Below are 22,392 nucleotides of genomic sequence, written 5' to 3' on the forward strand. Positions count from 1 at the left end.
ACTTGCTTTCGCCCGACATGGACGGCGCCGCAGCAACGCGGCGCCGTTTGTTTTGCTCGCGCATTGTGCGGACCCGGAGACCGGCGCCATCCTCCCACGTCATCACCGGCCTTGTGCCGGTGATCCCGATCTATTGGAGCGCCGCACCCTTTGCATCGGGGATGGCCGGGACTGATCCCCGGATCACGTCCGGGGACGGCCATAACGAGGGAGAAGGATCGACCCCAAAAGTGCAAGTCCACTTTTCAGGTCCGATGCTATAGGAATATCAAGGCGCCGGTTGCGCGACTTCTGTCGTGACGGAGCCGGTCGTCTCTTCAGGCGCTGCTTTGCGAAGCTGGTTCACGAAGGTCATGAGGCTGTTCGCCTGTCCCTGTTCTGGCACCAGGTGAGCCAATACGCTGCTGTCGAACGGCTCTTCCTCGACTGCACCGTCGACCATGATGATCGTCTTGATGCCGGTCTCGACATTAAACGAGATAGATCTGACCTTGGCCTGATGCGGTGTGCTGACTGGCTCGGCAACAAGAGGCAGAGCAACAGCGGCCAATGCCTTGGGCAATGCTGGCTGTTGGGTCGCCAGGGCAGTGGCCGACTCGCGCTTCTTGTCATCCTTCCTGGGGTCTTGCCGCTTGTCGCTCTGGTCCGCCCGGCGCTCCGGAGGAGATTGCGAGGACCTCGTGGTCGAGGTTTCTTCGGGAAGAAGCTGCTTGAGCTTCTCCTCGGCCTGTCTGGCTTCTCGCTGCGTTGTCGAGCCGAAGGCCGCGACCAGAGGGTGCTTGGACTTCTCCTCGTCGGCCTTGGCCTTTGCGGTTTCCGCTGCTTTGGCAGCCGCAATCCGCTTTTTGGCCTCCTCCATTTGGGCGCGATTGTTGGTACTGTACGAATACCGCTTGCCGTTGATCTCGTAATAGACCTTTCGGGCTTCGGCGCCGCTGCTCATAGCTGCGAGCATGACAGCTGACGCTACGAGCAAAATCCCAGTCCTGTTCATCCGCTTATAAGAGCCGTTCGGCTCCTCCCCTTGTTCAGGTAAAGCTCAGTTAGTGAATGAGACGACTCTGTGGCGTAAGTTGAAGTACGGCAGGCTCGTTGGGGGTATTTTATATAACTATCGAGAAAATTCGGATTACAGGATTATTGCTCTTGTGTTTGGGAGCCGACCTCAAGAGTCGTCGGGCCGATGTTTGTTATATATTACATAACTTTATTTTCCTCTGGGCCGTGGCGAAATTAATGGTGTGAAATCCGGGGGCTTGGTCTTCTGGAGAATTGCTCAAGAGGGTGCTGTCGCGTAAGCAGCGGCGCAACCCAAGACAGGAGGGAAGTCATGAAACGCCGCAATTTTCTCGCTACGGCCGGTGCTGGCATCGCTGCTGGCGCCATCGCCAAGCCGGCCATTGCCCAGTCCAATCCTGAAATCCGCTGGCGTCTGACCTCGGGCTTCCCGAAGTCGCTCGACACGATCTATGGCGGTGCGGACTTCCTGGCGAAGTACGTGGCCGAGGCCACCGAGGGCAAGTTCCAGATCCAGCCTTTCGCGGCCGGTGAAATCGTCGGTACGTTCCAGGCCGCCGATGCCGTCTCTGCCGGCACGGTCGAGATGGCTCATACGGCTTCTTACTACTATGTCGGTAAGGATCCGACCTTCGCTGCCGCCGCGGCACTTCCGTTCACCCTCAATGCCCGTCAACTGAACGCCTGGAACTATCACGGCGGCGGCATCGACCTCGTGAATGAGTTCATGGCCAAGCATAACCTCTATGCTCTCCCGGGCGGCAACACCGGCACGCAGATGGGCGGCTGGTTCCGCAAGGAGATCAAGACCGTTCAGGACCTGCAGGGCCTGAAGATGCGCATCGCCGGCATTGCCGGTCAGGTGATGCAGAAGCTCGGCGTCGTTCCGCAGCAGGTGGCAGGCGGCGACATCTATCCCTCGCTCGAGCGCGGCACCATCGACGCGGCCGAGTGGATCGGACCCTACGATGACGAGAAGCTCGGCTTCCAGAAGGTTGCCCCGTTCTACTACTACCCGGGCTTCTGGGAAGGCGGCCTGACGATCCACTTCATGTTCAACAAGGCCAAGTGGGAATCGCTGCCGAAGAACTATCAGGCGATCCTGCGGACGGGCTGCATGGCCGCGAACATGGACATGCTGTCCAAATACGACGCCAAGAACCCGGCGGCGCTCCGTAGCCTCGTGAGCTCCGGCGCTCAACTGCGCCCGTTCTCGGCGGAAATCCTCGATGCTGCCTTCAAGGCCACGAACGAGGTTTATGCGGAAATCTCTGCTCAGAACCCGGATTTCAAGAAGGTCATCGAGTCGATCCGGGCCTTCCGCAACGAGGAATATCTCTGGTTCCAAGTGGCCGAGTATGCCTTCGACAGCTACATGATCCGGGCCCGCACCCGCGGCTAAGCTAGAGCAGTCGAAGACTTCGAAACCCGGCGCCGCAAGCGCCGGGTTTTTCTTATGCAGAGCTGCTGTGCCTTGGGCGAGGAGCTTCGGGGGTTGTATCAGGAGCGCAGCGTGCTGATCTGAAGCCTTCCTGTCCCCGGCCTCGTTTGAAAGATCTTTCCCCATGCCTCCGCTTTCCATCCTCGACCTCGCGCATATCACGGAAGGCTCCACGGCTTCTGATGCTCTGCGCAACTCGCTCGATCTGGCACAGCACGCAGAGAGCTGGGGCTACACCCGCTACTGGCTCGCCGAGCACCACAACATGATCGGGATTGCGAGCGCGGCGACGAGCATCGTGATCGCGCATGTGGCCAGCGGCACCAAGACGATCCGCGTCGGCGCGGGCGGCATCATGCTGCCGAACCATGCGCCGCTGATCATCGCCGAGCAGTTCGGAACGCTCGATGCGCTGTTTCCTGGCCGTATCGATCTCGGGGTCGGCCGTGCTCCCGGCACTGACCAGCGCACCATGCGTGCGTTGCGCCGCGATCCGACGAGCGCCGATACCTTCCCGCAGGATGTGCTGGAGCTGCAGGCTCTGCTCGGACCGCTGCAGCCGGGTCAGGCGATCCAGGCGGTGCCTGGCACCGACAGCAATGTGCCGATCTGGATTCTCGGCTCCAGCCTCTTCGGCGCGCAGCTCGCGGCGATGCTGGGGCTGCCGTATGCGTTTGCCTCGCATTTCGCTCCGAACGCGCTGTTCCAAGCGCTGCAGGTCTATCGCGAGCGCTTCCAGCCTTCGGCCCAGCTCGACAAGCCGTATGCGATGGTGGGCGTGAATGTGATCGCCGCAGATACTGACGAGGAGGCGAAATATCTCTTCACCTCGGCGCAGCAGGCCTTCACCAACATGTTCCGCGGCACGCGCGGCAAGCTCCAGCCGCCCATCGACGACATCGAGACCTATTGGACGCCAGCCGAGAAGGCGCAGGCCTCCAACATGCTGGCCTGCTCCTTCGTCGGCTCGGCTGAGACCGTGCGCGAGGGTCTTGAAGGCTTCATCGAGCAGACGGGTGCGGACGAACTGATCGTTGCCTCAGCTATCTATGATCACGGCAAGCGCCTGCGTTCCTATGAGATCCTGGCAGACGTGCAGAAGGCGACGAGCAAAGCCGCTTAAGCTGAAGCGCCACGGCTCTTCAATGTGGGGTCCAGCGCATCGCGCAGGCCATCGCCCAGGAGGTTCAGGCCCAGCACCGAGAGCGCAATCGCGATGCCCGGTGCGATGGCGAGGTGAGGGGCCTGCGAGAGATAGGTCTGCGCATCGCTCAGCATGCGGCCCCAGCTCGGGTTCGGCGGGCGCACGCCGAGGCCGAGATAGCTCAAGCCCGCTTCGGTAAGGATCGCGAGTGCGAGCTGAATCGTGACCTGCACGATGAGCGCGCCCGCGATGTTGGGCAACACGTCTTCCCAGGTGATGCGCAAAGGATGCTTGCCGATGGCGCGGGCGGCGGCGATGTAGTCGAGGGTCCAGACCTGCAACGCCACGCCACGCGTGACGCGCGCGAAGACGGGCACGTTGAACACGGCAATCGCGAGAATGGCGGAGAGCGGGCCGGAGCCCACGAGAGCGCCGATCATGATGGCCGAGAGCACGGCCGGGAAGGCGAAGACCACGTCTGACACGCGCATGGCGATCTCGTCGGCAATACCTTTCCATGCGGCGGCCGCCGTACCGATGGCGGTGCCGATGGCGGCTCCGAGAAGAACCGCGGGCCATGCGATGGCGAGCGAGTTCCAGGCTCCCACCATGAGAAGCGAGGCGACATCGCGCCCGAAATGATCCGTGCCGAGAAGGCCCACTTCCAGCGGCGCTTTCAGGCGCATGGCGACGCGCACGCGGGTGGGTACCTCCGGCGTCCAGACAAGCGAGAGGAGCGCGGTGGCGATCAGCAAAGCTGTGAGGATCCCGCCGATCAAGAGGGCGGCGTTGAGGCGGATGGAGGAGCGCTTCGTCATGCCCGGCTCCTAAGGCGCGGATCGAGGATCGTGTAGCCGATATCGACCAAAAAGTTCACGACGATCACGAGGCCGGAAAAGATCAGCACGATATCCTTTATTACCACGAGATCGCGCTGGTTCAGCGCCTGGTAGGCGAGCCGCCCCAGACCCGGCAGGTTGAACACGTTCTCGACCAGGATCGCGCCGCCGAAGAAGAAGGAGAGCTGAAGCCCCAGGATCGTGGTGACGGGGATGAGCGCATTCGGCACCACATGGCGACGCAACGTGGCGCGTTTGTCCACGCCCTTGGCCCGCGCGGTGCGCACGAAATCAGCGCCGATCACTTCCAATGTGGCCGAGCGCGTGACTCGGGTCAGCACGGCGGCTTGCGGCAGGGCGAGGGCTAGGGCTGGCAGCAGCAGCGCTTGGAACGCAGGCCATAATCCCGCGCCCCACCCGGGAAAGCCGCCAGCCGGAAACCAGCCGAGCCAGGTGGAGAAGAAGAGAATGAACAGAAGGCCGATCCAGAAATTCGGCACGGCCACGCCCATCTGGCTGAACACCAGCACGGCACGATCCACCGGCCCGTCGCGGCGCGCGGCTGCGGCGACGCCGAGGGGCAAGGCGAGCGCGGTCGAAATCAGAATGGCAAGCAAGCTCAACGGTAGCGTCACGCTCATGCGCTCGGCCACCAGCGTCGAGACCGGCATCTTGTAGGTGATTGAGGTGCCGAGATCGCCGTGCAACAGCCCGCCGATCCAATCCAGGTAACGGAGGAGCGCCGGTTGATCGAGCCCCAGTTCCTGCCGCAATGCCGCAAGCGTATCCTCACGCGCGGCAGTTCCTAGCATGATCGCCGCCGGATCGCCCGGCAGAACCTCCAGGATCAGGAAGATCGCCAGCGAGACGAAGAGCAGGGTAGTGGCGAGCGAGGCCAACCGGGAAATGACGAGGCGCAACATCAGCCTAGCGTGGCCCGAAACGAAGCGATTTTACAATATCTTCGCAGGTGGAAAGCTCGCGATTCTGTTCGCCCCATTCACAGACGTATGTGACGAAGGCTATGCTTCGCCCGTCTGATACGTACCAGATGCGAATAAAATCTTCTTCCCAGCGAAAGCTCATAGCGGCTCCCCGCAGCGACTCGTTCATGAAAACCTGCTCTTCAAACGCTTCGTCTAAGCCTCTCTGTTCTCCGAAACGCAGCGCCATATTCCGCAGGTCGTCTTGGGAGGGGGCGGGCGCAACTCCTCCCTGATAGAGCGCTATAGAGAGTTGAAGTGCGCCTATTCCCTTATCAGGCTCGGCGAGGGTGTAAGGGGGATCGTCCGCCTCGACCTCATCAGTGATGTCATACCAAGCGTCGGGTACGATGACCTCACCTCCTCCAAGTTCGATCAACTTTTGCGTCACTCCGTCCACGAAACCTCCGTCACGTCATTCGACGGGATCGGCGAGTTCTCCCAAAGGCCCTGAACTTTCGCATTCCACACGCCGAGCTTCGGCAGCTGGAAGAGGAAGAGGGCGGGCACGTCCTCGGCCAGGATCTTTTGCGCTTCTGCATATTTTGCAAACCGCGCCTTCTCGTCCGTGGTCTTGCCGGCTTCCGCGACCAGCGCTTTGAAATTGTCGTTCTTGTAGTTGAAGTAATAGTTGTCGCGGGCGAAGATCTCGATATCGAGCGGCTCCGTGTGGGAGACGATGGTGACATCGTAATCCTTGGCCTTGAAGACCTCCTCGATCCATTTGGCCGGGAACTCGGTGGGGATGATCTTCATGTCGACGCCCACTTCCGCGAACATCGCGGAGAGCAGCTCCGCCGAGCGGCTTGCATAAGCCATCTGCGGCGTCTTGATGGTGATCGACAGGCCGTTGCCGTAGCCCGCCTCCGCGAGTAGCGCCTTTGCCTTTGCCGGATCGTAGGGGATGATATTGGTCATATCCACGAAGGCCGGGTGGTTCGGCGAGAAGAAGCTTCCGATGGGCTGTCCGAAGCCGGAATAGGCGCCCTCAATGAGCGCCTTGCGATCCACCGCATGCATCAGGGCGCGGCGCACCCGCACATCGTCGAAGGGCTTCTTGGCGCTGTTGAGACCGGCGACAGTTTCGCCTTCCGTGTTGCCGGCTACCGCCTTGAAACGGGAATCCTTCTGAAATTCGGCGAAGAGTTCGGGCGCGCTGATATTCGGGAAAGCGTCCACGTCGCCGGAACGCAGAGCTGCGACCTGAGCCTGTGCGTCGCTGATGAAGCGGAAGGTGACGCTGTCGAGCTTCACCTTGTCCTTCTGCCAATAGTCGGGATTCCTGACGAGCTCGACCTTGTCGCCGCGCATCCAGGACTTGAACTTGAACGGTCCCGTGCCGACCGGGTTGGCTTTGTTGTTCTCGGCCGTTTCAGGCGCCACGATCACGGCATCGCCCCAGCCGAGATAGTAGAGGAAGTTGCCCGAGGTCTCCTTCAGCTTGATCACCACGGTTGCGGGATCGGGTGTCTCGATGGATGAGATGGGCGCGAAGATCTGCTTCTGCGCATTGGTGGATTTCGGATCGCGGGCGCGATCGAAAGCGAACTTCACGTCAGCGGAATCGAAGGTGGTGCCGTCGTGGAACTTCACACCTTCCTGCAGGCGGAAGGTATAGGTGAGGCCATCGGGTGAGATTTCCCAGCTTTTCGCCAGCAGCGGCTGCACCTTGCCGTTCCGGTCGATGCGCACAAGGCCCTCATAGAGATTGACCCAGGTCACTTCGCGGATGGCAACAGGCGCGGCAATCGTCGGGTCGAGGCCGGGAGGCTCGATGGGCATGCCGACGACCAGGGACGTCTTGGCGGCAAGAGCCGGAATAGCGCTGACGGAGAGGAGCAGGGCGGCGGTCAGGAAACGCTTCGACATGGGCGGATCTCCATCCGGTAGGGAGCAAAGCTCGCGGGTGACGTTAGCTTACGCGGAGTGACGCTGGAGGGAAGATGTTCCTTACCGATTTTTAACGTGCCGGCGGGGTTTCGAACGCATAAATCTCTGGAAGTGAGCCTCTCGTAGGGAGGGGCGGTATGAAAGGCTAACGATGGCTCGTGAGACAGCACAGGTGCCGACCGGCAACGGTGCCCGGTATCTTCAGCAGCTCTGCAAGCATTGGAGCCATAAGCTCGATGTATACTTGAGCGAGAACGAGGGCGTCGTCCGCTTCCCGAACGCCGTCGCCACCATGAGGACCGATGCCGACAGGCTTACGGTGACGGTGGAGTCGGAGGATGACGAAACGCTGGAGCGGGTGAAAGGCGTGGTCGCCTCTCATCTTGACCGGTTCGCATTCCGCGAAGCTCCGCTGCCGTTCGAGTGGGTGAAGAACGGCGATTAGTCCGACCTCGAGACCGTACCATCTTCGTCATGGCCGTCCCCGGACTCGATCCAGGTATCTGTGCCGGCCATCTCCGCCTTTTTTGCTCTCTCGTCATGGCCGCAACAAGTGCGGGGATGACGGCGGGAGGATACCCGGCACAAGGCCGGGCATGACGTTGGAAAGCAGGTCCCGCATCCTCACTGGTGGAAGGCAAGTTCCGACCCGTGGGATCAAATGCAGCGTCCGCCGTCAACCTCCAGCACCACGCCGGTGATCATGCTGGCTTCGTCCGAGGCGAGATAAAGCGCCGCGTTGGCGATGTCCTGCGGCGTGGAAAAGCGGCCAAGCGGGATCGAGTTGACGAATTGCTGACGTCTCTCGGGCGTGTCCTCGCCCATGAAAGTAGCGAGCAGCGGCGTCTCGCCAGCAACGGGCGCGAGAGCGCAGACGCGGATCTTCTGGGGCGCTAACTCCACCGCCATGGACTTGGTCATGGTGTGCACCGCACCCTTGGTGCTGTTGTACCAGGTGAGGCCCGGGCGCGGACGTAATCCCGCCGTGGAGCCCACATTGATGATGACGCCGCCCTGGCCCTGCATGAGCGGAATGGCAGCCTTGGCGAAGAGATAGATCGACTTCACGTTGACGGCGAAGATGCGATCGAACTCGTCTTCCTCCACCTCCAGCATGGACCGGTTGCGGTGGGTGATGCCCGCGTTGTTGACCACGATGTCGAGCTTGCCAAAGGCCGTGAGGGTCTGAGCCACAGCCTTGTTCACATCAATAGCCTTCGATACGTCGGCGCCCACACCGATCGCCGAGGCTCCAATGTTTTCAGCTGCGGCCTTGGCAGCGGTCTCGTTGACGTCGATGATGGCGACCTTCGCGCCTTCGCGGGCGAATGTTTCCGCAATGCCCAGACCGAAGCCCGAGCCGGCGCCCGTGATCAGCGCCACTTTGCCTTCGAGGCGTTTCATCAATTTTTTCCTTCTTCAGAACCCGGATTTTCCATCCTCGTCCTCTTCAGGAAGAGGGCAGAGGAATGATTGCTTCCTATCCGTGGGCGATGACGAGGGTCTTGGTGGTCGTGAACTCGATCAGGCCCTCGAAACCTTTCTCGCGGCCATGGCCCGAGCGGCCGAAGCCGCCGAAGGGCAATTCGATACCGCCGCCTGCGCCGTAGCAGTTCACGAAGACTTGGCCTGCTCGCATGGCGCGAGCCACGCGTGTGGAGCGCATGGCATCGCGGGTCCAGACGCCTGCAGCAAGGCCATAAGGCGTGCCGTTCGCTAGCCGGATCGCCTCCGCCTCGTCTTCGAAGGGTGTTGCCACGAGAACCGGGCCGAACACTTCTTCCTGGGAGAGCATGCTCTGGTGAGGCACGGGCGCGAAGAAGACCGGCGGCACGTAGAAGCCTTCAGCCGGCGCATCGATGGCCACCACGCCTTCGCCCAGGATGGTAAGGCCCTCGTTGCGCGCGCGCTCCAGATAGCCGAGAACGCGGCGCTGCTGGGCCTGGTTGATCATGGGGCCGAGATCGGGCTCGCGCTCCGGATGGCCTGCGCGGAGCGCGCGGAAGCGCTCGGCAACCGCATTCACCACATCGTCGAAGATGCCGCGCTGGATCAGGAGGCGGCTGCCTGCCGAGCAGGTCTGGCCGCCGTTCTGGATGATGGCGTTGACGAGGGTGGGCAAGGCGCGTTCGATATCTGCATCGTCAAAGACAACCTGCGCCGATTTGCCGCCGAGTTCGAGGGTCACGCCCACATGGTTCCTGGCCGCAGCCGTCTGCACGGCGGTGCCGGTCTCGGGGCTGCCGGTGAAGGACAGAAAGTCGATTCCGGGGTGAGCGGCGAGCGCCGCACCTGCGGTCCGGCCAAGACCCGTCACGATGTTGATGGCGCCATCGGGGAAGCCGACCCCGCGAGCAAGGGCGGAGATGCGCAGAATGGTGAGCGACGCATCCTCGGCAGGCTTCACGACGGTGGCGTTGCCGGCAGCAAGCGCTGCGCCCACGGAACGGCCGAAGATCTGCATCGGGTAGTTCCAGGGCACGATATGCCCCGTCACGCCATGCGGCACGCGCTCGACGCCGATGAAATGCGTGTTGAGATAGGGAATGACATCGCCGTGCAGCTTGTCGGCGGCACTGCCGTAATATTCGAAATAGCGGGCGAGCGCGATGGCGTCGGCGCGGGATTGGCGCAGGGGCTTGCCGTTGTCGCGGCTCTCAAGCGCTGCCAGCTCATCCGCATGCGCCTCGACGATGGCGGCGAGCTTCATCAGCAAACGTCCGCGCTCAGTCGCTGTCAGCTTGCCCCAGGCCCCCTCGAAGGCACTGCGCGCAGCCTTGACCGCAGCGTCGACGTCCTGCGCCGTGCCGGAAGCGATCTTGGCGAAGAGCGCGCCATCCACCGGCGAGACGACATCGAGCAGCATGCCGTCAGAGGCCGGTATGTCCTTGCCGCCGATGAGATTCTTGAAAACCATGTTCGGTGCGATGTTCGAGCTGATCTGGTCGTTCACCGGTTCTGCACTCCCTGAAATATTCTTGCCCTTCCTGGCACCGCAGCCAGGAGCTGGCGCGTATAGGCATCGCGCGGGTCGGCGAAGAGTTGCGCAGTTTGGGCCATTTCGACAATTCGACCTTTTTGCATGACAGCCACGCGATCACAGATCTGGGCAGCGACGCGAAGATCGTGGGTGATGAAGAGAATGGAGAGGCCCAGCTCTTTCTGCAAGCTTTTGAGCAGCTTCAGGATCTCGGCCTGCACGGAGACGTCGAGGGCGGAAACGGCCTCATCCGCCACCAGCACGTCGGGTTTCATGGCGAGCGCCCGGGCGATGCCGATGCGCTGGCGCTGGCCGCCGGAGAACTCGTGGGGATAGCGCTCGGCGGCCTGGGCGGGCAGGCCCACTTTCTCGAGCAGGATGCGCGCGTCCTCGAAAGCCTTGGCAGGATCGACGCCTTGCGTGATCGGGCCTTCGGCAATGATGTAGCCCACCTTGCGTCTCGGATTGAGCGAGGCGAAGGGGTCCTGGAACACGATCTGGATCTTGCGCCGGTGAGGACGCAGGTCAGCTTGCGAGAGAGCGCTGAAGGGCAGGCTTCCAATCTCGATCTTGCCGCCATCCGGCTCGATCAGCCGCAGCACGCAGCGCCCGACGGTGGATTTGCCCGAGCCTGACTCGCCTACAAGTCCAAGGGTTTCGCCGCGGCGGATGTCAAAGCTCACCGCATCGGCCGCCTGGACCTCGCGACTTTTCCTGAAGAGGCCACGTCCGCCGTAAGATTTGGTGAGGGAATCGACCTTCAGGATGATGGGCTCGTTCTGCAATTCTTTCGGCGGCGGCGGGGTCAGCGAGGGCACGGCAGCCAGAAGCCGATTGGTGTAGGGGTGCTGCGGATTGTGGAGCACCTCATCCGCCGTTCCCTGTTCCACCAGCTCTCCATTCTGCAGCACCGCGACGCGGTCGGCGATCTCGGCCACGACGCCGAAATCGTGCGTGATGAAGAGAACGGCCGTGCCTTTCTTGCGGCGCAGGTTGTCGATGAGTTTCAGCACCTGCGCCTGTGTGGTGACATCGAGCGCCGTCGTCGGCTCGTCGGCGATGAGGAGCTTGGGCTCGAGCGCCAAGGCCATGGCGATCATCACGCGCTGCCGTTGTCCACCGGAGAGCTCGTGCGGATAGGCACGGGCGATGAGTTCGGGGTTCGGCAGGTTGACCTCGGTGAGCAGCTCGACGGCGCGCTTATAACGTTCGGCGGGGCTCAGGAGGCGATGCGCCTGGAAGGTTTCGGCGATCTGGTCCGCCACCCGCATGACCGGGTTGAGCGAGGTCATGGGCTCCTGGAATACCATGCCGATCTCCCGCCCGCGAACGTCGCACCATCCTTCCTCGTCGAGAGCGAGCAGATCGAACCCGCCTAGCTTGACGGTGCCGGAGAGCACCCTGACCGCAGGCGGCAGAAGGCCAATGGCCGCCATGGCCGTCATGGACTTGCCGGAGCCCGATTCCCCGACGACGCAGAGCGTCTCGCCTGGCAGGATCGTGAGCGACAGATCCTTGATCGCGTGCTGCCGGTCGGCCAAGGCAGGCAGACCGATGGAGAGGTTTTCAATCGACAGCACGGGGGAGGGGCCGGTCACACACGTTCTCCTGCTGCGGACTTGAGGGGCCAGACGGAGAAGGAAGCATCTTCGCCCGGTAGCCCTTTCGTCAATCCATTCCGGCTCTTTGGCGTTTGAAAACCCGCTTGGTTGAGAACAGGCCCGCATCGACGGCGCCGGCATGACGAAGCCGCCTTACGGCAGCCGCATGGATCGCATGCTGTCCTTTATCCGGGCAGCGGAACGGAGATGTCATAGGAAACGCCCGTCACCGCGAAATTGAGCACCATGTAGCCGTCCAACTCCCCCTCGATGCTTCGGCGGATCAGGCGCGATCCGAAGCCCTGGCGCTTGGGAGGCTGCACCGGAGGCCCGCCCGTTTCGGTCCAAGTGATGCGCAATTGCGTTGGGCGGTCTCCGGCGGGAATAACGCTCCACGACACATCAAGCCGTCCCGTCGGAACGGAAAGGGCGCCATACTTGGCGGCGTTCGTCACCAGTTCGTGCAGAACGAGGCCGAGATTGATGGCATAACGGGGCGGCAGATTCACCCTTGGCCCATCAATCGTGACCCGATCATCCGATTCCCGCTTGTAGGGAGCGAGCTCCTGCTCGGCGATATCGTGCAGATCCGCTTCACGCCAGGATTTCAGGGTCAGCAGATTGTGGGTCATGGAGAGGGCGAGCAGCCGTCCCTCGAACGCTTTCTTGAACTGCGCGGCACTGTCAGCGGAACGCAGGGTCTGCGCGGCGATGGATTGCACGGTGGCAAGGGTGTTTTTCACGCGGTGGTTCAACTCGTCGAGGAAGAAGCGCTGCTGCTCGTCGACCTGCTTGCGCTCGGTGATGTCCTGAATGATGCCGACAAGGGATGTAGGGTTCTTCTGAGTGTCGAAGGATACCTTGCCTTTGGAGCTGATCCAGCACACGCGTCCGTCCGGGCGTCGCACTCTGTACTCGTCCTCGTATTCGCCATTGCCACGGATAGCCGCTTTCAGTTTCTCGACGACGCCGGGTTCATCCTCAGGATGGATCAGAGATCTCCATTCCTGCGGCTCGACCGTGGTTTCCCGAGCGGGGAAGCCGAGGAGCAGGGCTGCCTGACTCGACCAGCCGCCAATCCGTTTCCGGTGATCGTACCACCAGGTTCCCATGTGGCCCGCCTCCAGCGCCAGCCGGGCCCGCTCCTCGCTGGCTTTCAGCGCTTCCTGACGCTCGGCGACATCGTCCATGAGGTCGTTGAAGGCTTTCGCCAGAATGCCGAGCTCACCCGAGTTCTTGGGAAGGTTGATGCGCGCCTGATAATCGCCGCGCCGCCAATCCTTCACCGCATTCGTCATGATCTCGAATGGTTTCGTGATGAAGGCGCGGCTCGCCAGCCATGAGAGCGACAAAGCCAGGACGAGCGCCGCCGCGATCAGCATGAAGCCTCGCTTGGCTGCCTGATTGATCGACGCGAAGGCGGCCTTCGTTGACAGGCCGACATTGATGTAGATGTCTTTCGGGGGAAGTTCGAGCGGGATGTAGCCCACGACGCGCTTGACTCCGTCTACGCTGACGGTCTCGGCCGTTCCCACCTCGTTTGCCCTGGCTTGAGCCAGGTGATCCCATGGCAGCAGCTTTCCGACCAAGCGTTCCGGAGAGGGTTCCTGTACGATGGCGATACCCCTCCGGTCCGCGATCGTGACCGAGCCATCCTTCGGCACAGTCCGTTCCTTCAGTTTCTGGCTGAGCCACTTCAGATCGAGAGCCGCGGCCAACACACCCACCACATCGCCCCTATCGTTCCAGATCGGCAGGGCGAGTGGCAGCACGGGATGGGGTCCGAGCCCGCCTTCGTCGAAGACCGGCGTATACTCGCCCACGACGAAGCCCTTCACGCCGAGTGCATTATGGAAATAAGGGCGGTCGGCATAGTAGTGTTGCGTATCGACGGTGCCGGTCGGCCGGCAACGGATATGTCCACTGATGTCCATAGCGACGAAGGACAGGACATAGGGCACTTTTTCCTGAATCGCCTTCAGATACGGACTGCAGGCTGCGGTATCGAACGTGCGGATGGACGGGGCTTCATCCACAGCGAGCAGAAGGCCCTTGATCCCGTCGAAAATTCTCTCGAGTTCCGCCCCCACCAGTTGGGCCTGCCGGACGGCCAGGTCGTTTACCTCGGCCTCACGGGCGCGCCGGAGCGAGACTTCCGTAAAGGTCCAAATGACGATCGCCGGCAGAACGGAGATCAACGCCAAAAGGAGCAAACGTCTCGTCAGAGTCATGCAGGGGCCCAGCCAGATCGGAGCAAAGGATCATAAAGATCGTTGAGCGTCCACCCCGTAACAACCACAGAGTGGTCTTGCATCCTCAGGCAAGAGGTGTCAGGGGAGCAGGAATGGCTCTTCCTCCTCTTCTTCTTCTCCAGGACATCGCGCTCACCTTCGGCGGAACGCCCCTGATCGAGAGCGCGGAACTTTCCGTCTCGCCCGGCGAGCGCGCCTGTCTCGTGGGCCGTAACGGCTCGGGCAAATCCACCCTGCTCAAGATTGCCGCAGGCATGATGGAGCCGGACAGCGGCAAGCGCTTCGTCCAGCCCGGCGCGACCGTGCGCTACCTGGCGCAGGAGCCGGATCTGAGCGCCTTTCCGAATACCCTGACTTACGTGGAATCAGGCCTCGGCCCGGGCGATGATCCTTACCGGGCACGCTACCTGCTGGAGCAGCTCGGTCTGACCGGCGAAGAGAAGCCTGACGATCTCTCGGGCGGCGAGGCCCGCCGGGCGGCGCTCGCCCATGTGCTGGCGCCGGAGCCCGATATTCTGCTGCTGGACGAGCCGACCAACCATCTCGACCTCCCGGCCATCGAGTGGTTGGAAAGCGAACTGAAGAGTATTCGTTCCGCCCTCGTGCTCATCAGCCACGACCGGCGCTTCCTGGAAAGCCTCTCCCAGTCCACCATCTGGCTCGACCGGGGACGCACCCGCCGCATGGACCAAGGCTTCGCCCATTTCGAGGAATGGCGCGATCAGGTGCTGGAGCAGGAGGAGGCCGAGCAACACAAGCTCGGTCGCAAGCTCGTGGCCGAAGCCGATTGGCTGCGCTACGGCGTGACCGCCCGGCGCAAGCGGAATGTCCGCCGTCTCGGCAACCTCCACGCCATGCGCCAGCAGTATCGCGACCGCAAGCGCGCCGTCGGAACGGTCAATATGACTCTAGCCGAGGCGGAGCAATCCGGCACCCTCGTCGTGGAGGCGGAGGGCATCTCGAAGGCTTATGGCGACCGTTCCATCGTCTCGAACCTGTCCTTGCGCATCCTGCGCGGCGACCGGCTCGGCATCATCGGTCCGAACGGCGCGGGCAAGACCACGCTGATCAACCTGCTCACCGGCAATCTCGAGCCGGATTCCGGCCGGGTGCGCTTAGGCTCCAACCTGCAGATGGTTCACCTGGACCAGCGCCGGGCGAGCCTCGATCCCAATGCCACCGTAGCGGAGACGCTCACCGGCGGGCGGGGAGATTCTGTCACCATCGGCGGGCAGACGAAGCATGTGATCGGCTATATGAAAGACTTCCTGTTCTCGCCCGAGCAGGCCCGCACCCCCGCAGGCGTGCTCTCGGGCGGCGAGCGCAACAGGCTCATGCTGGCCCGCGCCTTGGCGCAGCCCTCGAACCTTCTCGTGCTCGATGAGCCGACCAACGATCTCGATCTCGAGACCTTGGACCTGCTGCAGGAGATGATCACGGATTATTCCGGCACGGTCATCCTGGTCAGCCACGACCGCGACTTCCTCGACCGCACGGTGAGCTCCGTCCTCGTCTCGGAAGGCGAGGGGCGCTGGATCGAGTACGCGGGCGGCTATTCCGACATGGTGGCCCAGCGCGGACAGGGCGTTCAGGCTCGCATTGTCGAGAAGGAGGCCAAGCCCAAGACCACGGACAAGCCCGCAGCCGCGCCCGCCGCTCAGGCCAAACGCAAGCTCAGCTTCAACGAGCAGCACGACCTCAAGACCCTGCCGGGCCGCATGCAGGAGCTGGAGGCCAAGATCGCGAAGGTGCAGGAGATCCTCGCCGATCCGGAGCTTTATTCCCGCGACCCAGCCCGCTTCCAGAAGGCGATGGATGCCCTCACACAGCTGCAGGCGGACCTGCACGCGGCGGAAGAGCGGTGGCTGGAGCTGGAAGTGTTGCGCGAGGAGCTGGGGGAATAAGGGCGATCCATCGCACGCCTGTCCGCACAATGAGCGTTCGGTATGACCTAACGGCATTGCTGAGGATGGGAACTCGACACTAAAGTGACATCACCCGCTCGCTAGAAGCGGATCGTCACCGAGGAGGAGTGTGATGAACTGCTTTTCACGAAATTGCCTGACCGTATTTCTGACGATGCTCAGTGTCGGGGCCGTGCCCTCGGTCCTGCAGGCGGCCGATCTTGATCGGGATCTCTTGGCCGAACGAGTCACCAAGCTGTCTCGCGGCACGCAATGGAAGCCGGTCTCCGCCGTTCCGATCAGCTTCGTGACCTATCATCCGCAGGGCATGGTGAAGATCGGCGATACGCTGTTCGTGTCGTCTGTGGAGATCAAGGAACCGACCAAGCGCTTTCCGCAGCCCGTGGATGGCTATGACCGGGACACGGGTGCGGGCGTGGGTCATCTCTTCAAGATCGACATGAAGGGCAACCTCATCTCGGAGATCACCCTCGGGGAGGGCTCGATCTATCATCCGGGCGGGATCGATTATGACGGGCGCTATATCTGGGTGCCGGTGGCGGAATATCGGCCGAACAGCCGCTCCATCGTCTACCGGGTCGATCCGGAGACCATGAAGGCGGAGGAGATGTTCCGCTTCGCAGACCATATCGGCGGCGTGGTTCACGATACCGACGACAATTCCCTGCATGGCGTGAGCTGGGGTTCGCGTCGGTTCTATCGCTGGACTCTCGATGCCAGCGGCAAGCCCACCAATGGGGATGAATCTCCTGAGAAGCTGAGGAAGCTGAACACGTCGCACTATCTCGACTATCAGGACTGTAAATACACCGGCAATCACCGCATGCTGTGCTCCGGCGTCACGGAAATGCGGGTCACGCCCGATGCGGCTCCGTTCCGGCTCGGCGGGCTCGATCTGGTCGATCTCACCGATGGACGTCCGCTCTTCCAGACGCCGGTGCTGCTCTGGACCGCTTCCGGATTCGACATGACCCACAACCCGGTCTGGATGGAGACGAGCGAGGCGGGGATCCGCGGCTACTTCATGCCCGAGGACGACAGGTCCGTGCTCTATATCTACGAGGCCGAGGTGAAGTAGCGACTTGTCACCTGATGGGCGACGGTGTTTCTGACGGACATTGTCGCCCGTCTCGGCTGATCGTTCCGCTCAGACCTTTTGGATTGCTTGCGCGTTTAGCTCGGTGACTCCAAGTCCTGCCGCTACCTGGGAGACAGCCGATGGCGCCTGCGAAACTGTTCACACCCTTCCGGGTCGGAGAGCTTGAACTTCCCAATCGGATCGTGATCGCGCCCATGTGCCAGTACTCGGCGGAGAACGGGTGCATGACCGACTGGCACACGATCCATCTCGGTCAGCTCGCTCTCTCTGGGGCCGCGCTCCTCACCATCGAGGCGACCGCCGTCGTGCCCGAAGGGCGCATCACCTATGCCGATGTGGGCCTCTATTCGGATGAGTGCGAAACCGCCATAGGGCGCGTTCTGGACAGCGTCCGTCGCTGGTCGGACATGCCGATTGCCATTCAATTGGCTCACGCCGGACGCAAAGCTTCCACGGAGGTGCCCTGGAAAGGGGGACATCAGATCTCGCCTGATCACTCCAATGGCTGGCAGACGGAAGCGCCCTCAGCCATCCCATACGCGACAGGTGAGATCCCTCCGACGGCGCTGGATCGGGATGGATTGGCGCGCGTGCGCGATGCCTTCGCCGAAGCAGCCAGACGGGCCTCGCGGCTAAGCATCGATGCGGTGCAGATCCATGCGGCTCACGGCTATCTGCTCCACGAGTTCCTCTCGCCGCTGTCCAACCAGCGTACGGATGAATACGGCGGATCGCTCGAGAACCGGATGTGCTTTCCGCTTGAGGTGTTCGAGGCCGTCCGCGCTGCCTTTCCGGCGGAGCGGCCCGTCACGGTGCGGGTCTCGGGAACCGACTGGGCCGAGGGCGGGTGGACGATCGAGGAGACCGTCGCCTTCGCACAGGCACTCGAAGCGCGCGGATGCAGTGGGATGCACATCTCGAGCGGCGGGCTTTCCGCGGCGCAGCAGATCCCGGTGGGGCCCAGCTATCAGGTGCCGCTGGCTCGCGCGGTCAAGGCAGCCACCAGGATGCCGGTCATCGCAGTCGGCCTCATTACCGATTATGTGCAGGCGGAAGCCATTCTCGCTACGGGAGATGCGGATCTCATCGCGCTTGCCCGCGCCATTCTCTACGATCCCCGCTGGCCTTGGCACGCGGCCGCGTATTTCGGCGCTTCCGTCAAAGCGCCCAACCAGTACCTGCGCTCACAGCCCCATCAGTATCCCCGTCTCTTCGATGTTCGTGCGGATGACTGACGATTCACGAGGGCGGCGCTGGGATTACTGGCTGCCCTCCTCCAGGGTGAAGCCTGCCTTCAGCACGACCTGGTAATGGCGCACCTCGCCATTCTCGATATGCCCACGGGTTTGCAGGACCTCGAACCAGCGCAGGTTTCGCAAGGTCTTGCCCGCACGGCTGATCGCCGTCTCGATGGCATCCTCGATGCTCTCCGTGGATGAGCCGGCGAGCTCGACAACTTTGTAGACGTGATCGTCCATGGGGCGCTCCCTGCGTTGCTTGCAAGCAGAGTTGTAGAGCGCCCCGGATGGCTGCCTATGGGAGACGCATCAAGTCTCCTTCCGATAAGCCACCACCTCCTGCTCGATCGCGCCGAAGATCGAGTGGCCTTCCTTGTCCTTCATCTCGATGCGGATCGTGTCGCCGAAGCGCATGAAGGGCGTGCGGGCCTCGCCGTGAAGGATGGTTTCCACCGTGCGTAGCTCTGCGAGACACGAATAGCCGAGGCCTCCATCGGCAATGGGCTTACCCGGTCCGCCACCCTCGTCCTTGTTGGAGACGGTGCCCGAGCCGATGATCGTGCCGGCCCCGAGCGGGCGGGTCTTGGCCGCGTGTGCGATGAGCGTCGGGAAGTCGAAGGTCATGTCCACCCCGGCATTGGGCTTGCCGAAGGGCTTGTCGTTAAGGGTGGAGAAGAGGGGCAGGTGAACCTTGCCACCGTCCCAGGCATCCTCCAGTTCGTCGGGCGTGACGGCAACCGGCGAGAAGGCTGAGGAAGGCTTCGATTGGAAGAAGCCGAAGCCCTTCGCGAGTTCGCCAGGGATCAGGTTTCTCAGCGAGACATCGTTCACGAGCATGACGAGACGGATCGCGTTCGCGGCTTCCTTCCGGGTCGAGCCCATGGGCACATCCCCCGTGATCACGGCGATTTCGGCCTCGAAATCAATGCCGTGCGCCTCGCTGACGGCGATGATCGGGTCGCGCGGCCCGAGGAACGAATCCGAGCCGCCCTGATACATGAGCGGATCGGTCCAGAAGGATTCTGGCATCTCCGCCCCGCGGGCTTTGCGCACCAGCTCTACGTGATTCACATAGGCCGAACCGTCCGCCCATTGGTAAGAGCGGGGCAGGGGCGAAGCGCAGTCATGCTCGTGGAAGCGGAAGGAGGGCACGGATCCGTGCTCCAGCTGTTCCGCGAGGTCACGCAGGCGAGGCTCGACTTTTTCCCAATCGTCGAGGGCTTGCTGTAGCGTCGGAACAATGAAAAATGCGTCCGTCGCGCGGGTCAGGTCCCTCGAGACGATTACGAGCCGGCCATCACGGCCCTGTTTGAGCGAGGAGAGCTTCATAGCCACCCACCTGGTTGTTGTGGTTTATTGAGCTTGCAACGAAAGAGTCTGCGGGGAAACGCCAATGACGACAATGAAGAGAAGAAATTTCCTGAAGGGCGCCGGCCTTGCGGCCGCAGCCACCACGGTGGCGGCCCCCGCCATCGCTCAGTCCAGCCCCGAAATCCGCTGGCGTCTGACCTCGAGCTTCCCCAAGTCGCTCGACACGATTTTCGGCACGGCCCAGACCTTCGCCAAGTACATGGCGGAAGCGACCGACAACAAGTTCCAGATCCAGGTCTTCGCCCCGGGCGAGATCGTCGGCGGCCTCCAGGCCATGGACGCGGTCGAGAACGGCTCCGTCGAACTCGCTCACACCCCGACCTATTACTACATCGGCCGCGAGCCGGCGCTCGGCGTCGCGACCGGGCTGCCGTTCAGCCTCAATGCCCGTCAGGCCCATTCCTGGTGGCACTTTGCCGGCGGCAAGGAGATCATCAACGAGGTGCTCGCGAAGTATAACTGCACCTCGCTGGTCTGCGGCAATTCCGGCGCGCAGATGGGCGGCTTCTTCCGCAAGGAGATCAACACGGTCGATGACCTGAAGGGCCTCAAGTTCCGCATCGGCGGCCTCGGCGGCCAAGTGCTCGCCAAGCTCGGCGTCGTGCCGCAGCAGATCGCTCCGGGCGACGTGTATCCCGCTCTCGAGCGCGGCACGCTCGATGCGGCCGAGTTCGTCGGCCCCTATGACGACGAGAAGCTCGGCTTCCTGAAGGTCGCGAAGTACTATTACGCGCCCGGCTTCTGGGAGGGCGGCGCCATGCTGCACCTCGTCATCAACAAGGCGAAGTGGGACGAACTGCCGAAGCACTACCAAGCCATCATGGCCCAGGCTTCGGAAGCCGCAAACAACTGGATGCTGGCGAAGTACGACGCCGTGAACGGCCAGGCGCTGCGCCGCATGGTTGGCGCGGGTGCTGAACTGCGCACCTTCTCGCCCGCCATCATGGAAGCCTCGCTCAAGGCGGCCAACGAGCTCTACGACGAGCTCTCGGCCAAGAACGCCAATTTCAAGAAGGCCTATGACTCGATGGTGGCCTATCGGAACGATGTGCTGCCCTGGTGGCAGCTCAACGAATACGCGTTCGACACTTTCATGATCCGCACGCGCGGCAGAGCGTAGGCCTCGGAAGCCTTGAATATCTAAGAGAGGCCGGTGCTCTGCGCCGGCCCTTTTCTTGTGCGTGTCGAATATGGCTCTCACTTCAGCTCGCGCTGGTTCGGATCGAAGTGCTTCTTCAGATCGCGCCAGCAATCGATGTAGTTGTCCTGAAGCGTCGGCAGTTCGGCTGCGTATTTCGTCACGCGCTGCGGGAAGCGCGTTTCGAACATGAAGGCCATGGTGCCGGTTAGCTTCACGGGCTTCAGCTCCACATTGCTCGCATGTTCGAAGGCCATGGCGTCGGGGCCGTGCGGCAACATCTGGTTGTGGAGCGACATGCCGCCCGGCACGAAGCCTTCGGGCTTCGCGTCGTAGACGCCGTAGATCAGGCCCATGAATTCGGACATCAGGTTGCGGTGATACCAGGGTGGACGGAAGGTGTTTTCCGCCACCATCCAGCGCTCGGGGAAGATCACGAAATCGACGTTCGCCGTGCCGGGTGTCTCCGATGGTGCGGTGAGCACCGTGAAGATCGAGGGATCGGGATGATCGAACATGATCGCGCCGACCGGTGAGAAGTGGCGAAGGTCGTATTTGTAAGGTGCGTAGTTGCCGTGCCACGCCACCACGTCGAGCGGCGACTGGCTGATTTCCGTGCGATAAAGTTCGCCGCCCCATTTCACGAAGAGGAAGGAGAGGGCTTCCTTGTCTTCATAGGCCGCAACGGGCGTGAGGAAATCGCGCGGATTGGCGAGGCAGTTCGCGCCGATGGGGCCGCGATCGGGCAGGGTGAACGCCCCGCCGTAATTCTCGCACACATAGGCGCGCGCCACGCCATCGACGAGCTCGAGCTTGAAGATCACGCCGCGGGGAATGACGCAGATCTCGCCGGGCTCGATGTCGATCACGCCGAACTCGGTGCGGAAGCGCAAATGACCCTGCTGCGCCACGATGAGATACTCGCCGTCCGCATTGAAGAAATACTCGTTGTCCATGGAGCGGGTCACGAGAAGCACATGCGCCGCCATGCCGGTCTGCGTGTCGGAGTCGCCAGCCGTCGTGATGGTGCGAAGGCCTGAGACGAAGGTAATGGCCTCGTCGGGAATGGGCGTCGGGTCCCATCGCAACTGGCCAAGGGGAAGATCGCTCTCGTCGCGCGCCGCAGGGGCAGTGCGCATGAGGCCCTTGTCCACTTTCACGTAGCGGCCGGAATGCTTCACGGAAGGCCGGATGCGGTAGAGCCAGGAGCGCTGGTTGGTGGCCTGTGGGGCCGTGAAGGGGGAGCCGGAGAGCTGCTCGGCGTAGAGGCCGTAATTGATCTTCTGCGGCGAGTTGCGCCCGATGGGGAGCGCCCCCTCCAGCGCCTCCGTCTCGAACGAGTTGCCGAAGCCCGACATGTAGCCGGGCACGATGGCGCTGGAGCGCGGCTGCTGAGATTGGAAGCCTGAGACGTTCTGAACGTTCATAGGCGTTCTCCCTGGAACGGAGCCGATTGCGGTCTCGTTTGATATTG

19 protein-coding genes are annotated in these 22,392 nt (G+C 62.4%); 7 read left to right on the forward strand and 12 right to left on the reverse strand.

The window, feature by feature from the left end:
* Positions 1–268 precede the first annotated feature (268 nt).
* Positions 269–976, reverse strand: a complete 708-nt coding sequence (locus DC522_RS10915) for a hypothetical protein (RefSeq protein ID WP_133239259.1) — start codon at positions 974–976, stop codon at positions 269–271.
* Positions 977–1,330: 354 nt separating this feature from the next.
* Here DC522_RS10915 and DC522_RS10920 point away from each other — a divergent pair, with 354 nt between their 5' ends.
* Both DC522_RS10920 and DC522_RS10925 read left to right on the forward strand, forming a co-directional pair.
* Positions 1,331–2,419 (forward strand): TRAP transporter substrate-binding protein, encoded by a 1,089-nt coding sequence (locus DC522_RS10920; RefSeq protein ID WP_116528737.1) that lies wholly within the window; start codon positions 1,331–1,333, stop codon positions 2,417–2,419.
* A 163-nt stretch (positions 2,420–2,582) separates the two neighbouring features.
* Positions 2,583–3,581, forward strand: coding sequence for an LLM class flavin-dependent oxidoreductase (locus tag DC522_RS10925; protein ID WP_116528738.1), 999 nt, complete (start codon positions 2,583–2,585; stop codon positions 3,579–3,581).
* Here the strand turns inward: DC522_RS10925 and DC522_RS10930 are convergent.
* Genes DC522_RS10930 through DC522_RS10945 form a run of 4 tightly spaced genes read right to left on the reverse strand, consistent with a single transcriptional unit; the run spans position 3,578 to position 7,293 of the window.
* Positions 3,578–4,420: an ABC transporter permease gene (locus tag DC522_RS10930; RefSeq protein WP_116528739.1), complete on the reverse strand. Its 843-nt coding sequence runs from the start codon at positions 4,418–4,420 to the stop codon at positions 3,578–3,580. The two genes, DC522_RS10925 and DC522_RS10930, sit on opposite strands and share 4 nt — an antisense overlap.
* Positions 4,417–5,364, reverse strand: coding sequence for an ABC transporter permease (locus DC522_RS10935; protein ID WP_116528740.1), 948 nt, complete (start codon positions 5,362–5,364; stop codon positions 4,417–4,419). The genes DC522_RS10930 and DC522_RS10935 overlap by 4 nt, the downstream gene beginning before the upstream one ends.
* Before the next feature lie 4 nt (positions 5,365–5,368).
* Positions 5,369–5,824, reverse strand: a complete 456-nt coding sequence (locus DC522_RS10940; RefSeq protein ID WP_116528741.1) for a hypothetical protein — start codon at positions 5,822–5,824, stop codon at positions 5,369–5,371.
* Positions 5,812–7,293: an ABC transporter substrate-binding protein gene (locus DC522_RS10945; RefSeq protein WP_116528742.1), complete on the reverse strand. Its 1,482-nt coding sequence runs from the start codon at positions 7,291–7,293 to the stop codon at positions 5,812–5,814. Before DC522_RS10945 ends, DC522_RS10940 begins: the two co-directional genes overlap by 13 nt.
* Before the next feature lie 172 nt (positions 7,294–7,465).
* On the opposite strand from DC522_RS10945, the gene DC522_RS10950 reads away from it, so the two are divergent.
* The gene (locus DC522_RS10950) at positions 7,466–7,759 is read left to right on the forward strand and encodes a DUF2218 domain-containing protein (RefSeq protein ID WP_116528743.1); all 294 of its coding nucleotides are present in this window, start codon (positions 7,466–7,468) and stop codon (positions 7,757–7,759) included.
* 212 nt (positions 7,760–7,971) lie between these two features.
* Here DC522_RS10950 and DC522_RS10955 read toward each other — a convergent pair whose 3' ends face one another.
* The 4 genes from DC522_RS10955 to DC522_RS10970 all read right to left on the reverse strand — a co-directional run bounded on the left by DC522_RS10955 (position 7,972) and on the right by DC522_RS10970 (position 14,126).
* Positions 7,972–8,718 carry an SDR family oxidoreductase gene (locus DC522_RS10955; protein WP_116528744.1) on the reverse strand — a complete coding sequence of 249 codons (747 nt, stop codon included), beginning with the start codon at positions 8,716–8,718 and terminating at the stop codon, positions 7,972–7,974.
* A gap of 76 nt (positions 8,719–8,794) precedes the next feature.
* Positions 8,795–10,267, reverse strand: a complete 1,473-nt coding sequence (locus DC522_RS10960) for an aldehyde dehydrogenase family protein (RefSeq protein WP_371679321.1) — start codon at positions 10,265–10,267, stop codon at positions 8,795–8,797.
* The gene (locus tag DC522_RS10965; protein ID WP_116528793.1) at positions 10,264–12,021 is read right to left on the reverse strand and encodes an ABC transporter ATP-binding protein; all 1,758 of its coding nucleotides are present in this window, start codon (positions 12,019–12,021) and stop codon (positions 10,264–10,266) included. Before DC522_RS10965 ends, DC522_RS10960 begins: the two co-directional genes overlap by 4 nt.
* 59 nt (positions 12,022–12,080) lie before the next feature.
* A complete protein-coding gene (locus DC522_RS10970; RefSeq protein WP_116528745.1) occupies positions 12,081–14,126 on the reverse strand; it encodes a sensor histidine kinase in 2,046 nt (681 codons plus the stop codon).
* 113 nt (positions 14,127–14,239) lie between these two features.
* On the opposite strand from DC522_RS10970, the gene DC522_RS10975 reads away from it, so the two are divergent.
* The 3 genes from DC522_RS10975 (at position 14,240) to DC522_RS10985 (ending at position 18,406) form a co-directional block, all read left to right on the forward strand.
* Positions 14,240–16,051: an ABC-F family ATP-binding cassette domain-containing protein gene (locus tag DC522_RS10975; protein WP_116528746.1), complete on the forward strand. Its 1,812-nt coding sequence runs from the start codon at positions 14,240–14,242 to the stop codon at positions 16,049–16,051.
* 133 nt (positions 16,052–16,184) lie between these two features.
* On the forward strand, positions 16,185–17,150 hold the full coding sequence (locus DC522_RS10980; protein WP_116528747.1) for a DUF6454 family protein: 966 nt from the start codon (positions 16,185–16,187) through the stop codon (positions 17,148–17,150).
* A 140-nt stretch (positions 17,151–17,290) separates the two neighbouring features.
* On the forward strand, positions 17,291–18,406 hold the full coding sequence (locus tag DC522_RS10985) for an NADH:flavin oxidoreductase/NADH oxidase (protein ID WP_116528748.1): 1,116 nt from the start codon (positions 17,291–17,293) through the stop codon (positions 18,404–18,406).
* Positions 18,407–18,430: 24 nt separating this feature from the next.
* Here the strand turns inward: DC522_RS10985 and DC522_RS10990 are convergent, their stop codons facing one another.
* On the reverse strand, positions 18,431–18,649 hold the full coding sequence (locus DC522_RS10990; RefSeq protein ID WP_116528749.1) for a dodecin: 219 nt from the start codon (positions 18,647–18,649) through the stop codon (positions 18,431–18,433).
* A gap of 69 nt (positions 18,650–18,718) precedes the next feature.
* Complete coding sequence (locus DC522_RS10995; protein ID WP_116528750.1) at positions 18,719–19,738, reverse strand: fumarylacetoacetate hydrolase family protein; 1,020 nt, start codon at positions 19,736–19,738, stop codon at positions 18,719–18,721.
* Positions 19,739–19,811: 73 nt separating this feature from the next.
* Here DC522_RS10995 and DC522_RS11000 point away from each other — a divergent pair, with 73 nt between their 5' ends.
* Positions 19,812–20,900, forward strand: a complete 1,089-nt coding sequence (locus DC522_RS11000; protein WP_165820123.1) for a TRAP transporter substrate-binding protein — start codon at positions 19,812–19,814, stop codon at positions 20,898–20,900.
* Positions 20,901–20,977: 77 nt separating this feature from the next.
* Here the strand turns inward: DC522_RS11000 and hmgA are convergent, their stop codons facing one another.
* Positions 20,978–22,345 (reverse strand): homogentisate 1,2-dioxygenase, encoded by a 1,368-nt coding sequence (gene hmgA, locus DC522_RS11005; RefSeq protein ID WP_116528752.1) that lies wholly within the window; start codon positions 22,343–22,345, stop codon positions 20,978–20,980.
* Between the last annotated feature and the right edge of the window lie 47 nt (positions 22,346–22,392).

Origin of the sequence: Microvirga sp. KLBC 81, from assembly GCF_003075415.1 — a bacterium.
Classification (GTDB): domain Bacteria; phylum Pseudomonadota; class Alphaproteobacteria; order Rhizobiales; family Beijerinckiaceae; genus Microvirga.

What these genes read in the sequence shown, in the direction of transcription:
- DC522_RS10920 (WP_116528737.1), top strand. Translation starts at nt 1,331, where the DNA reads ATGAAACGCCGCAATTTTCTCGCTACGGCCGGTGCTGGCATCGCTGCT.
- DC522_RS10925 (WP_116528738.1), top strand. Translation starts at nt 2,583, where the DNA reads ATGCCTCCGCTTTCCATCCTCGACCTCGCGCATATCACGGAAGGCTCC.
- DC522_RS10930 (WP_116528739.1), bottom strand. Translation starts at nt 4,420, where the DNA reads ATGACGAAGCGCTCCTCCATCCGCCTCAACGCCGCCCTCTTGATCGGC.
- DC522_RS10935 (WP_116528740.1), bottom strand. Translation starts at nt 5,364, where the DNA reads ATGTTGCGCCTCGTCATTTCCCGGTTGGCCTCGCTCGCCACTACCCTG.
- DC522_RS10945 (WP_116528742.1), bottom strand. Translation starts at nt 7,293, where the DNA reads ATGTCGAAGCGTTTCCTGACCGCCGCCCTGCTCCTCTCCGTCAGCGCT.
- DC522_RS10950 (WP_116528743.1), top strand. Translation starts at nt 7,466, where the DNA reads ATGGCTCGTGAGACAGCACAGGTGCCGACCGGCAACGGTGCCCGGTAT.
- DC522_RS10955 (WP_116528744.1), bottom strand. Translation starts at nt 8,718, where the DNA reads ATGAAACGCCTCGAAGGCAAAGTGGCGCTGATCACGGGCGCCGGCTCG.
- DC522_RS10965 (WP_116528793.1), bottom strand. Translation starts at nt 12,021, where the DNA reads ATGCGGGCCTGTTCTCAACCAAGCGGGTTTTCAAACGCCAAAGAGCCG.
- DC522_RS10970 (WP_116528745.1), bottom strand. Translation starts at nt 14,126, where the DNA reads ATGACTCTGACGAGACGTTTGCTCCTTTTGGCGTTGATCTCCGTTCTG.
- DC522_RS10975 (WP_116528746.1), top strand. Translation starts at nt 14,240, where the DNA reads ATGGCTCTTCCTCCTCTTCTTCTTCTCCAGGACATCGCGCTCACCTTC.
- DC522_RS10980 (WP_116528747.1), top strand. Translation starts at nt 16,185, where the DNA reads ATGAACTGCTTTTCACGAAATTGCCTGACCGTATTTCTGACGATGCTC.
- DC522_RS10985 (WP_116528748.1), top strand. Translation starts at nt 17,291, where the DNA reads ATGGCGCCTGCGAAACTGTTCACACCCTTCCGGGTCGGAGAGCTTGAA.
- DC522_RS10990 (WP_116528749.1), bottom strand. Translation starts at nt 18,649, where the DNA reads ATGGACGATCACGTCTACAAAGTTGTCGAGCTCGCCGGCTCATCCACG.
- DC522_RS10995 (WP_116528750.1), bottom strand. Translation starts at nt 19,738, where the DNA reads ATGAAGCTCTCCTCGCTCAAACAGGGCCGTGATGGCCGGCTCGTAATC.
- DC522_RS11000 (WP_165820123.1), top strand. Translation starts at nt 19,812, where the DNA reads ATGAAGAGAAGAAATTTCCTGAAGGGCGCCGGCCTTGCGGCCGCAGCC.
- hmgA (WP_116528752.1), bottom strand. Translation starts at nt 22,345, where the DNA reads ATGAACGTTCAGAACGTCTCAGGCTTCCAATCTCAGCAGCCGCGCTCC.